We start from the raw sequence: 12190 nt of genomic DNA, 5'->3' as shown, positions 1-12190 counted from the left end.
TAAATACAGTTTTACTTATTATTATTTATTGAATACTTTTTAAGAGTATTTGCGTGAATTGCTGAGCCATTTCTTTGCGATCTTTTTCATGTATTTGATGTTGGAATATTCGCGTAATGATATTGCCTAGCACCATTAAAGATAGATCACGATCAGCATTTTCTCGCTCAAGGACTTCAACAATGCTTGTCATCAAGTCTTCAAATTGTTGATCAGAATATTTAGACTGTTGCGGCATAGCCACTCCCTAAAAAATTGAATGGGGAATATATCAGCAAATTTACTCTAGCTCCATTAGCATAGCGCTTTAACTTAGTGCTGAGTATTTGTTTGTTCGTACAAGGATTAAACTAGAATATGTCTCTTATTATCCACAATGTTATTGTGCACCGAATTGCTGCAAAGGAACAACAGTTAGTTGTTTTGCCACGCCAAGATACCTGTGAGGTTGCGCCAGAAATTGAGCAACTTGCACAAGAATTGAACCATATCTACAACAGTAAGCCGGGCAAAGGTGTTGGCGGCTTTTCATCGGTAGCAGAGTTAGAACGCGCCAAAGAAGAATTGGAACAGGATGCGCCTGAACCAGAAGAAGGGGCCATTCCACAAGCAACACCAATGAATCCCTATGCTTTAAATGAATTTCAGCTTCAGCTTGATAAACTTATTGCAGGAGAGCACGATTTTGTCTCTTTTTCTCGCGATGTGGCTGGATTGCTGGCTTATCATTTGCAGTCGATGTCGACAGATGAAACGGGCTTTTTAGTGTTTAGCCATTTCCAATTTTTAGCCACGGATTACTTACTTATTTCGTTGCTCGACACCAAAGAGCATGTGGAAGTGAGCGGAGAGTTGGATTTCAGCATTAACTCTCACTTGGATTTAGCCAAAATGCAATTAGCTGCGCGTGTGGATATTACCCAATATCAAACTTCGCCTGCGCAAAATCGCTACATTAGTTTTATTAAAGGTCGTATTGGTCGCAAAGTATCGGACTTTTTCATGCATTTCTTGGGCTGTGAAGAATTAGTCGACATTAAAAAGCAAAACAAACAGTTACTTGAAAATGTAGAGCAATATTTGGAAAACGAAGAGTTTGACCCACATGAGAAACAAGAAAGTCGTCAAATGTTGGTCGATTACTACAAGGAAAAGTTAGAAGCTGGCGAAGATGTTACGGTAAAAGACATCGCAGAAACGTTATCTAAAGATGATCAAAAGCAAGACTTTTACGCTTTTGCTCAAAGCTTAGAAGAGCCGCTAGAAGAGAATTTTCAGCCAGATAGAGCAGCGATTAAAACATTGAATAAATTTTCTGGCCAAGGAGGCGGTATCAGTATGAACTTTGATCGCAAATTGCTCGGTGAAAAAGTATTTTACGATGCACAAAACGATATTTTAACCATAAAAGGCTTACCGGCTAATTTGCGCGACCAATTGAATCGATGGCAAGACTAACGCTATCGTCGCTCAGCAAACGCTTACCTAACGGGCAAACGTTATTTAACCAACTTGACTTGCATGTTCATTCGGGTGAATTTGTGGTTTTGCTGGGCGAGTCCGGGTGTGGAAAAACCTCGTTATTGCACATGATTGCAGGGCTAGATGAGAGCTTCTCTGGTGATATTCAGTTAGATTCTGCGTCTGTTCGACATCTTGAACCGGAAAAGCGCCAATTTGGTTTGATGACGCAATCAGGCAGTTTATTTCCACACCTTAATGTGGCGGACAATATTTGCTTCCCGTTAAAAGTGAGTTCGATTGCAAAAGTCGTGCAGCAAGAGCGTTTGCAACTGATTGCTGAGAACTTAGAATTAACGGATTTTCTGCGCCGGTATCCGCATCAACTTTCCGGTGGGCAACAGCAGCGTGTGGCGTTGGCGCGATGCTTAGCTCAGCAACCCAAAATTTTCTTAATGGATGAACCGCTTTCAAAACTCGATAGCCAATCTAAAACTCAGCTCCAAGCACAGATTAAACAGGTACAGCAAGCGTTTGCAATTACTACCTTGTATGTGACTCATGATCAAGAAGAAGCCTCACAACTGGCTGATAGAATTGCGGTATTAGGCAAAGAAAACAAAGGTGAGTATCGTGCCATAACCCGCGAAAAAACGACAAAGCAGAATACGGGCACGCAATTATTACAGTTTGCCTCGGCTTCAGAGGTGTATTTTCAGCCAGCGACTGTTCAAGTGGCAAAAGTATTAGGTTCACCCCAGATCAATGTGATCGGCGTTGAACACCTTGAGCGTAATCTACGCAAATTGCTAGCAAAGGAGTGTTGTTATGTTGGTGTTCGCCCAGATGCATGGCGGTTAGTAAAAGAAAGTACGCCGTTGGCCGTTTCAGACGCAATCAACACCTTGGTGGCGTTCAGTAAATATCATAAAAAGATGCGATTTAAAGGAAGGGTTGAACGAACAGAGTTGCTTAATGGGCAATTCTTTGTGTATTGGTCTTGGGCACAGCCAACGTCGAAGGGTAGTGTTGAAACATACGTGACTAAAAGCGAGGTCCCCATTCCAGCGCAATCCTCGATTTGTGTTGAGTTGTCGCTTGAGGCGTGTTGTTGCTTTAATGCTCAAGGGGGACTATTGCAATGAGCCCAATCCGTATTTTATATACAGAATAACGGCCATTGCATTGACGCTGAGTCTGCGATAAAGGTCTGTGGGTGGCTGACAATCTGAAGTTGCAATTGAGGCACAGACAAAAACGTTAGCAAAGGGCGATGATTTTGGAATTGGTGTTTAGACTGCTATCACTTTATAATCTCGGCCCAATTTACTTAGGCGACCCACGTTTTTCTCAGTTTCTCTCAATAGTCATATAAAGAAAACGTAGTGGTGTTGTAATCAGAGGTTTGTAATTTTAATGCAATTGTTTGTAAATGATCTGACAGTGATGGATTTTTCCTATTTATGCCCGAAACGTGGAATGGTGGGAGAAAGTTGGATTGTTGATGTCATTTTAAACGGTGATTTAAACGAAGAAAGCATGGTGCTGGACTTCGGTAAAGTAAAAAAACAGCTTAAAGGGCTGATTGATTTATACGTTGACCACAAACTTCTTGTGCCGATGGAGCATCCTTTTACAAAGGTCTTTCATCAATCCAAAGACGACTCCGTAAAAGTGCACTTTAATCGTCCTAACAAAAGCATTCACTTAAATTGTCCTGACGAAGCTTATGCCTTTATTTATGCCGAAGAAGTCACCATGGATTCGGTAAAGCAATACCTGAAAGAAATTATCGCGACACAATTGCCGGGTAATGTGGCTGCGATTGAATTAGTGCTGCGCACAGAAGTCATTAATACTCCGTTTTATCACTATACTCATGGTTTAAAAAAGCATGATGGCAACTGTCAACGCATTGCCCATGGGCACCGTTCGAAAATTGACATTCAATTAGATGGAAAAAGCAGCCAGCAGTGGCAAGCGTTTTGGGCAAACCGCTGGCAAGATATTTATATTGGTACACAAGAAGATAGAGTTCAGGAGTCTGCTTTGTTTTCTGGCGAGGAAAACTCTCAACCCAGTGGCGAACATTACATATTTGCTTATGAGTCTTCTCAGGGGCGCTTTGAACTTGCGATCCCTGTAGCAGAATGCGAAATTATCGATACTGATTCCACCGTTGAATGCCTTGCACAATTTGTTGCAGATGAGCAGAAGAAAATGACGCCAGAGGCAAGTGTCACTGTTCTTGCATATGAAGGTGTGGGCAAAGGAGCCATTGTTAATGCCTAAGCTAAATGCTGTTTTTCCTCTATCTGTTGCGCTTTTATTATTAGCCTTTTCGGGCTTTGCTATTTCTAATACATCGCTTCCGGGGCCTCGGTTAAGCCAATCTCAGGTTTATCAAGGAAACGGCTTAACCTTATTTGGTGAATTAACACAAGGCACATTATTGCGTGGCAAGGTAGCATCAGGGGATAAGGTTTGGCTAAACGATAAAGCGGTTCAAGTAGCGACATCAGGTTTCTTTGCTTTAGGTTTTAATCGTGATGCTGAGTTAAAACAAACTGTAAAATGGACTCACAAAGGCCAGACTCATCAACATGACATCACGTTAACTCAACGCGATTATAAAATTCAAAAGATTGAAGGATTACCTCCCAAAATGGTAACGCCGCCAGAGTCCGTGTTGAAACGGATTCGTGAAGATAACCAAGCGGTGGCAAAAGCGCGGAAATTACGTGATGACCGTATCGATTTTATGCAAGACTTTATTTGGCCAGCAACAGGGCCAATTTCCGGGGTGTACGGTAGCCAACGAGTATTAAATGGCAAGCCCAAACGTCCACACTTTGGTGTCGATGTAGCTGGTCCCGTAGGGCAACCAGTATATGCGCCTGCTGATGGTATCGTGACTCTTTATCATCCTGATATGTATTATTCTGGTGGCACACTTATCATCGATCATGGTCATGGTATCACCTCTACTTTTTTGCATTTAAGCAAAGGTCATGTAAAAGCTGGGCAAAAGGTAAAGCAGGGCGAGTTAATTGCGGAGATTGGTGCGACAGGTCGAGTAACCGGAGCGCATTTAGATTGGCGGATGAATTGGCTTAATCAGCGCGTTGACCCAACGGTTTTGGTGCCAGATATGCCAAATAGTGCACAGTAGGTACGGGAATCAATGCATTAATTGCACATGTTTTAAAAGGCTCTTGTAGATTCAGGCTGCGTCCTTGCAGCCGCAAAAATTACAGTCGTTTTTAGATTAATCCTTCGCGCGCGTTTCTTGTGTTTTGTTTTCAGGGAAAATACCCAACCAGTGTTGTGCTAAGGTTTTATCCGTGATTTCTAAATACACGGTATCTTCATCGGGCGCAGTCAGTGGTAAGCGCGTTTCTTCTAAACAGCCTCGGCGGAAATAATGCAGCCTTGCTTCGTTGTCTGAAAGTGGCAACTTGTCCAGTTCTGCTTGGAACTTGGCATCAGACACCTTTACCCCATTCAAGGCGATAATATTGTCTCCCTTGGTTAAACGGGCTTTTTCTGCGGGCGTACCTGTAAAGACTTGAGTAATTTCAATTCCTGTGGCACTGCCTTTAAAGTTGGCTCCGAAGGCGACTTTTGTCCCTTGCATTTTTCGACCACCTTGGTCTTTTACGCCAGCTCTACTGCGCTTGTTAACACTGACACCAAAGGCGTTTAATAAGGACTCTGTAGGCAGTTCTTCAGTTGTGTACAAGGCTGAATGTAAAAATTCATCAAAGCGATAACCCAGTTGATTAAGTAACTGATGAATAATATTGTCAGGAGTGCCGATGCCTTTGGCGCCATACTGCTCCCAAAGCATTCTCATAATGTCATCAAGACTGTGATTTCCTTGACTTTCTAAGCGTAGTTTTAAATCCAAACACATGGCAATAATGCCACCTTTCACGTAATAACTTACGATTGCATTAGCTGCGTTTTCATCTTGTTTGTAGAACTTGGTCCAGGCGTCAAAGCTAGATTCGGTTACGGTTTGATTAAAGCGACCAGCATTACGTAACAGTCGAGTGAGGTTCTGTCCGACCACCTCTAAATAACTGGCATTGGAAATTACCCCAGCGCGTTGCAAGCTAAAATCGTCGTAATATGAGGTAAAACCTTCATATATCCAAAGTTGCTCTGTGTATACCTCTTGACTCAAATCAGGATCAATCAAACACGCTGGCTTAGTGCGCTTAACGTGCCACGTATGGAAAAGCTCGTGACTACATAAGCTGAGGAATGTGCGGTAGCCGGGGAACATCATGTTGCGTTGCGCCACGGTTGGAAGCTCATCACGGCTATACACCAGCGCTGTGGAGGAAGTGTGCTCAAGGCCACCAAAATCTGATTCGGTTAAAATCGTTAAAAATTGGTAGTGAGTGATAGGAGTATCAGAGTCGAAAAGCGATAAGTGATGGTCTGCTATTTTACTGAGGTCTTTAGCCAGCCTTTCCCGATCGGCATTGTGTCCCCCAACAAATACTAATTCGAAGTTAACGCCTTGTGCACTAAACGGAATAATATCTAACTCACCAAATAACAGTGGGTACTCTATGAGATCTAAATAATTTTCGCATCGGCCAATAAGTTGCTTGTTAGGTTGAGTGCCGACTTTGGGTAATGTGGTGGCAAGCGTCCAATTAGGCATGTTGTCAGGAAGATTGATTTCTACATCAACAGGTACATGACGTTGTTCCTTTACCTCTAAAAATAAGCTGGTGCCATTAGCAAAGCCGAATTGGGTGTCGAGGAAGGCTGAGCGCACTGATAAATCTAGTGCATAAACGCTGTATTCCACTTGTATTGGGCCGGTATGAGGTGCAATTTGCCAACTTTGTTTATCAAGCTTAGTGACATTCAATTCTTCTCCTTGTGCCGTTTTCGCCGTCAGCCAAAGAATATTTTTGGCAAAATCGCGAACCATATAACTTCCCGGGATCCATGTTGGTAGTGTTAATATCTGACCTTTATTTGTTGGTGAGGTAATATTGAGAAGAATATGAAACTGGTGGTTGGCTATATTGGGTATCGAAACGCTGTATTTTATGGGAGAAGGTTGTTGCATTGTGAATGATCCTGCCTTTTTTAAAAACTGCTCAGTATCTTTGGGCTATAACCGTTAAATTTACAGGCTTTACAAGGCATTGCAAATGGTGTTTCAAATTTGACTTTTGTATTACAATTAATACAGCACAAATTAATACGACTCTCATGTGCCTCATCAATGGCAAGAATAATGATTGGAGAATATAACTGAATGGCAATACTGAAAGAGGTACAAGGATTATCGAGTGAAGATTTGCATAAAATGCGTTCTCTAAGGCCAGGAATGCCTTTTGATATTCAGGTTTCTACAACATCAACAGCAAAACGCGTTAGAACCGAGTTTTTAGGAATGGACGCTATGCGTTCGATTATGATTCGCTATCCCGACGAAGCTAAGTGGGGTAATTTGGCGGATGCAATCTATGCGGATAAGCCCATGATAGTCCGTTTTATTCTTGAAGACGCAACAGGGGAAGTCATTGCGTTTAAAACCAAAATTCTTCACGTTATTAAAAAGCCGGTGCCTATTATATTTGTAGCTTTTCCTACTTCTATCCAAAGCCAAGGGCTAAGAGCAGAAAAACGTGCGCAAATTAGGGTACCTGTATCTATACTTAACGCAGAAGATGAACAGACCCTTGCATCGGGAACATTAGTTGATATTTCAAACAGCGGTTGTCGTATTTCGACTCAAAAAACCCGGAGCAAACGAATAGCGCAAAAAGATATTCTGATTCGCCTCAATGGCCAGCGCAATGAGCCGTTTGAGCTGAAAGGTTCAATTATGAATACTAAGCCAGATGAGCTATTTTTTAACTATGGAATTAAGTTTTCGACCTCAGCAGAAGAAGTCGAAAATCTCATTGAACGATTAATGGTCGAACTTTAAGCAATAAAGTATCTGGATTTATAAAATTTATGTGCTATGGTAAGTTTTATGGGCCAAACACGATGTTGTTCTAAAATGTGGTTTTGCCGTGTACGCCTTTTATATAAAAATATAATAACAATAGTTTGGTTGGAGGACTTTAATGCGTCGAATTGAGCAACTTCTGAATGAGTATGGTGAAAGCCACAAGAATAAGATCAACATTTTTATTCACGCCATTGCTGTACCCGTTATTTACTTCGTTACAATCGCCCTAATTGGGTCTATCCCTACACCTGAGTTCATTGCGTTTTTTGATGTTACGTGGGCGCACATCGTGTCTATCCCGGTGCTTTACTACTATTTCATGTTATCAGGCCCGATAGGGGCAGCGATGACATTGCTAACATTCGTTGTTTTTCTGTTAATTAATTTGATGGAAAGTATGGGAATTGAGGTTTGGCGAGCAAGTTTAGCGGTGTTTGCTGTGATGTGGGCTTTACAATTCATTGGTCACTATATTGAAGGAAAGCGTCCATCATTTTTGGCTGATTTACGCTTTTTACTTGTCGGGCCCGCTTGGTGGTGGGTTCACTGGTTAAGAAGAATGAATATCCATTATTAAAAGCGGTTCAGCCAGCAGATAAAGAGTCACCTTTTTGGTGGCTCTTTTGCTTTGTGGGGTATGAAATGCGATAAGTGGTAGTGAGACCACGCTCAACAGCCGCAAGTTGATCTGTTCCTAAACGTATAATAATTCACATCATTTTTGGATGAGTAATGTTCTTGGACTACTGGCGAAAATTTTTGGACGATAGAGAGCGATTATTCTGGTTTTTACACACCTTGGGGTGGGTAGGATTTGCCATTGTTTATTATATCGGTTCGCTATTGCACGATATGCGAGGCTTATGGATCTTTATTATCATTCTTAACTCCATTGCTGGTTGGTTACTAACACTTCCTTTAAGATACGTTTTTCGTTTTGCATGGTCCTTAGTGCTATGGAAAATGTTTGCCCTTGTTGCTGTCTCTGGCTATGTTATTGCCATGCTGTGGACGGTTGCAAAGAACTTGCACTATTGGGAAATCTACAAACACGGATTCCGTCCCGATGAATGGTATTTGTATTTATCGAATAGTGTCGATTCTTTCTTTCTTGTGATGTGTTGGACGGGATTGTACTTTGGTATTAAGAACTACCAAATGCTACAAAAAGAAAAGCAAAATGCTTTAAAAGCGACAGCAATGGCGCACCAAGCTCAAATAAAAATGTTGCGCTACCAACTTAATCCTCACTTCCTATTTAACACGCTGAATGCCATTTCTACGTTGATCCTCATGAAAGATTACAGCCTAGCAGGTGGTATGGTAAGTCGTTTGAGTGACTTTTTGCGTTACTCGTTGGATAAAGATCCCATCAAAAAAGTGCCATTAGAGCAGGAAATGCACGCATTAAAGCTATACTTAGATATTGAAAAGGTAAGGTTTGATACTCGCTTGCATGTTGAATGGGATGTTGAAGACGATTCTAAGAAGGCTTTGGTTCCAAGCCTCATTCTGCAACCTCTAATCGAAAATGCCATCAAATACGCTATTTCAAAGATAGAGCAGGGAGGAAACATCCTGATTTCGGCGAAAACATTTGGACGTCGGTTAATGTTAAGTGTTTCTGATAATGGGCCGGGTGCTGAAATTATCGATGGTCAATTACACCGCACAAACGGCGTTGGCTTAAAAAATATTAAAGAGCGCTTAAGCGCCTTGTATGCAGGCAAGTATCAATTCAAAATAGAGCCAAATGAACCCACAGGAATTGTAGTGAATATTACGATCCCATTTGAGTCAGCAGATCGGAAGTAGTTTATGAAAGTGATCATTGTCGACGATGAGCCGCTTGCGCGCAAAGGGCTCTCACTTAGGCTTGCCGAGTTTCCCAATGTGGAAGTTGTGGCAGAGTGTCAAAACGGCAGAGAGGCACTGGAGAGTATTCCCTCGTTTGCACCGGATCTTGTTTTCCTCGATATTCAGATGCCTGGGTTAAACGGTTTTCAGGTTATCAACGAATTGCAGAATAGGGTGTCGACATTGCCTTTGGTGGTGTTTGTTACTGCCTATGATGACTATGCCATCAAAGCTTTTGACTTACATGCGTTGGATTATGTTTTGAAGCCGGTCGATGAAAGTCGTCTTGCCGAGGCGATTGACAAAGCGGAAGCACATTTAAGGTTACAAACGGAAGGGGAACATAAGGCAAAGCTTGCGCATCTTGTGGCAGGCTTCATTGGTGATGATTGTGAAGAAGTCTTACGTAAGTTGGCTGAAGGTGAAGAATTAGTCTCTGGAAATGCTTATCCCGATGTGATGGCAATTAAAGATGGTTCTGAAATTACACGGGTTCAGGTGGATAGTATCCAGTGGATTGATGCGGCAGGAGATTACATGTGTGTGCATACCGATAAGGACACCCATATTATGCGCCGAACCATGAAGGAACTTGTTGAAGAGTTGGATCCTAAAAAGTTTATCCGAGTACATCGTTCCGTTATTGTGAATTTGCAGTATGTCGCTAAATTAGTTAGCCATGTGAGCGGTGAATATCACGTAGTATTGGATAATGGCACCGAGCTGAAAGTGAGTCGGAGCCACCGAGACCAAGTTAAGAAAATGATTAGAGACTAGGGCGTGTTGATCGTCACTAATCTAAATTCTGTGCAATATGCCCTTGTGCAATATCAAAGAGTTGAGATTGGATCTTAACAAGATAAGGATCGAGCTCTTTGGTTTTGCTCCATGTCTCTTCCAATGGGACTTCAACAACGCGATGAGCGCTTTCGCCAATCATGATATGCGTTTTTCCGGCTATTGCTGCTTCAACCGCATAAGCGCCTAATTTTGTTGCTAACATCCGATCTTGGGCGACAGGGGAACCACCTCTTTGTACATGCCCCAAAATAACGGGTCTGCAATCTGTGCCCGTTTCTTTTGTTAACACTTCAGATAACGCGGTGACGCCACCTGGCCAGAGATTCTCCGTAATCACAATAATATAACTGGTGTTGCCCTTAATTTTTCTTGCCGTTTGAATATGATAAAGAATACTCTGTAGGGCAGATGTGCTGTCTTTAATGAGTTCTGGTAATAGCACTTGGTCAGCACCCGCGCTTACGGCTGCGGACAATCCAATAAACCCTGCGTGACGTCCCATTACTTCAACAAGGAAAATACGCTCAAATGCATCGGCTGTGTCTCGGACTTTATCAATGGAGTCTAGAGCGGTTTCAATCGCGGTAAAATAACCGATGGTGGCGTCAGTCCCCCAAATGTCATTATCAATGGTTCCTGGTAAGCCAATAATTTGCTTATCCCAGTATTGGCTCAAGTGATGAGCGCCACGAAATGAGCCATCTCCACCAATGACCAATAGCGCTTCAATATTTAATTCATCGAGATTTGCGGCAGCTTTTTGAGCCGATGCTTCCGATTTAAATTCCAAGCAACGAGCGCTTCGTAAGACGGTGCCGCCTGCTTGTAATATGTTCGCTATTTTATCTCGATCAAGTGGTTTATATTCTTGATTAAGCAATCCATTATATCCGTGACGATAACCAAAAACTTCAATATTGTAGTGTTCCGCAGTCAGAACGATGGCTCTGATACATGCATTCATACCTGGGGCATCGCCGCCCGAAGTTAACACTGCGATTCGTTTCATAGGTCGTTTTTTCTCGCTGCTGTGATAAGAGTCAATTTATCGTAATTCATTGAGCAGAAGCATAACGTAAATCATGGCGTTAGGCATCGTGTTAAATAAATTTACGTTTTAAACCTTTGATCGGTGAACTTATTGCTATAGTTTTTAGTCTTTAAATACGCGACGTATTTTCTGAGGATAATTGAAGTGAAAAAGTGGATTTGCGCATTAACCGTTCTCTTACTAGGGGGCTGTAGCTCACAGTTTGTGTACAACAATATGGATTGGATGATTCATTGGTATTTAGATGACTACATCGATTTGCAGCGCTCTCAGAAGAAAATCTTCGATGAAAAGTTTGAGGTCTGGCACAACTGGCACCGACAAGAAGAATTGACGAAATATGCAGCGCATCTTAAAGAAATCCGCCACGACATCGCCAGCGGAAGTATTTCTGAAGAAAGTATAAAAACGCACTTTGATAGAATTCGAGAGCATTGGGTGAGCCTACGTAATCGTGTTGCCCCCGATCTTGTGCCCTTGTCAAAATTATTAACACAAGAGCAAGTATCCGAATTGTTTGATGCCATAGAAAAAGAAAATATTGAACGAGAGGAGAAAATTACTGAGTTTGATGCAAGTTCAGACGAAGAAAAAAGCAAAGAACGCGTTTCAGGCTTGAAGGATAATATCAAGGAGTGGCTTGGGAAATTAACTCCAGAACAAGATCAGATTATTGTAGATATGGCACCCGAGTTTTATTCTACTTCAAAGCACTGGCTGCAATATCGTCGCCGGGTTCAGCAGGTGGCCAGAGATATTTTCGAGCAGAAAGACACAGATCCAGAGTTTGAAAATAAGGTATTAAAAGTGATGTCGGAGCCTGAAAATTATCGCCATCCTGAATTGGTTAAACGTAACGATGCTAACCAAAAGCTTTATGCTCAATTAGTCATTCGTTTGTATGAAGTGATGACAGATAAACAAAAGAAGCGGGTATTGGGCAAGATTGACGATTATATCGAAGATTTTGAAGAGTTGAGTGAGGACGATTAGCGGCCATTAATAAGCCTGCTGACTCGTCCCTTCTT

12 protein-coding genes are annotated in these 12190 nt (G+C 42.0%); 9 read left to right on the top strand and 3 right to left on the bottom strand.

Going from position 1 to position 12190, the window contains the following annotated elements:
• Nucleotides 1-25: 25 nt before the first annotated feature.
• Nucleotides 26-238: a DUF1414 domain-containing protein gene (locus HJG39_RS01805; protein WP_268406099.1), complete on the bottom strand. Its 213-nt coding sequence runs from the start codon at nucleotides 236-238 to the stop codon at nucleotides 26-28.
• 119 nt (nucleotides 239-357) lie between these two features.
• Between HJG39_RS01805 and HJG39_RS01800 the strand changes: the two genes are divergently transcribed.
• The 4 genes from HJG39_RS01800 to HJG39_RS01785 all read left to right on the top strand — a co-directional run bounded on the left by HJG39_RS01800 (nucleotide 358) and on the right by HJG39_RS01785 (nucleotide 4633).
• Complete coding sequence (locus HJG39_RS01800; protein WP_268406096.1) at nucleotides 358-1458, top strand: nucleoid-associated protein; 1101 nt, start codon at nucleotides 358-360, stop codon at nucleotides 1456-1458.
• On the top strand, nucleotides 1446-2606 hold the full coding sequence (locus HJG39_RS01795; RefSeq protein ID WP_268406094.1) for an ABC transporter ATP-binding protein: 1161 nt from the start codon (nucleotides 1446-1448) through the stop codon (nucleotides 2604-2606). Before HJG39_RS01800 ends, HJG39_RS01795 begins: the two co-directional genes overlap by 13 nt.
• A 271-nt stretch (nucleotides 2607-2877) precedes the next feature.
• Entirely contained in the window at nucleotides 2878-3753 is an 876-nt protein-coding gene (locus HJG39_RS01790) for a 6-carboxytetrahydropterin synthase (RefSeq protein ID WP_268406092.1), read from the top strand.
• Nucleotides 3746-4633 carry a M23 family metallopeptidase gene (locus HJG39_RS01785; RefSeq protein WP_268406090.1) on the top strand — a complete coding sequence of 296 codons (888 nt, stop codon included), beginning with the start codon at nucleotides 3746-3748 and terminating at the stop codon, nucleotides 4631-4633. The genes HJG39_RS01790 and HJG39_RS01785 overlap by 8 nt, the downstream gene beginning before the upstream one ends.
• 96 nt (nucleotides 4634-4729) lie before the next feature.
• Here the strand turns inward: HJG39_RS01785 and HJG39_RS01780 are convergent, their stop codons facing one another.
• On the bottom strand, nucleotides 4730-6556 hold the full coding sequence (locus tag HJG39_RS01780) for a M61 family metallopeptidase (protein ID WP_268406088.1): 1827 nt from the start codon (nucleotides 6554-6556) through the stop codon (nucleotides 4730-4732).
• Nucleotides 6557-6748: 192 nt separating this feature from the next.
• Between HJG39_RS01780 and HJG39_RS01775 the strand changes: the two genes are divergently transcribed.
• The 4 genes from HJG39_RS01775 (at nucleotide 6749) to HJG39_RS01760 (ending at nucleotide 10087) form a co-directional block, all read left to right on the top strand.
• Complete coding sequence (locus HJG39_RS01775; RefSeq protein WP_268406086.1) at nucleotides 6749-7426, top strand: flagellar brake protein; 678 nt, start codon at nucleotides 6749-6751, stop codon at nucleotides 7424-7426.
• A 142-nt stretch (nucleotides 7427-7568) separates the two neighbouring features.
• Nucleotides 7569-8030 (top strand): Mpo1 family 2-hydroxy fatty acid dioxygenase, encoded by a 462-nt coding sequence (locus tag HJG39_RS01770; protein ID WP_268406084.1) that lies wholly within the window; start codon nucleotides 7569-7571, stop codon nucleotides 8028-8030.
• A 155-nt stretch (nucleotides 8031-8185) separates the two neighbouring features.
• Complete coding sequence (locus HJG39_RS01765) at nucleotides 8186-9268, top strand: sensor histidine kinase (protein ID WP_442780988.1); 1083 nt, start codon at nucleotides 8186-8188, stop codon at nucleotides 9266-9268.
• A gap of 3 nt (nucleotides 9269-9271) precedes the next feature.
• Nucleotides 9272-10087: a LytR/AlgR family response regulator transcription factor gene (locus tag HJG39_RS01760; RefSeq protein WP_268406079.1), complete on the top strand. Its 816-nt coding sequence runs from the start codon at nucleotides 9272-9274 to the stop codon at nucleotides 10085-10087.
• Between the two features lie 16 nt (nucleotides 10088-10103).
• On the opposite strand, the gene HJG39_RS01755 is transcribed toward HJG39_RS01760, so the two are convergent.
• Entirely contained in the window at nucleotides 10104-11120 is a 1017-nt protein-coding gene (locus HJG39_RS01755) for a 6-phosphofructokinase (RefSeq protein WP_268406078.1), read from the bottom strand.
• Between the two features lie 186 nt (nucleotides 11121-11306).
• On the opposite strand from HJG39_RS01755, the gene HJG39_RS01750 reads away from it, so the two are divergent.
• Nucleotides 11307-12155, top strand: coding sequence for a DUF6279 family lipoprotein (locus tag HJG39_RS01750; RefSeq protein WP_268406076.1), 849 nt, complete (start codon nucleotides 11307-11309; stop codon nucleotides 12153-12155).
• Nucleotides 12156-12190: the final 35 nt, after the last annotated feature.

It is taken from the genome of Alteromonas sp. a30 (genome assembly GCF_026788005.1).
Lineage (GTDB): Bacteria > Pseudomonadota > Gammaproteobacteria > Enterobacterales > Alteromonadaceae > Paraneptunicella.
The sequence above is the reverse complement of the archived record's forward strand: the minus strand, read 5'-3'. Positions and strand labels throughout refer to the sequence as shown.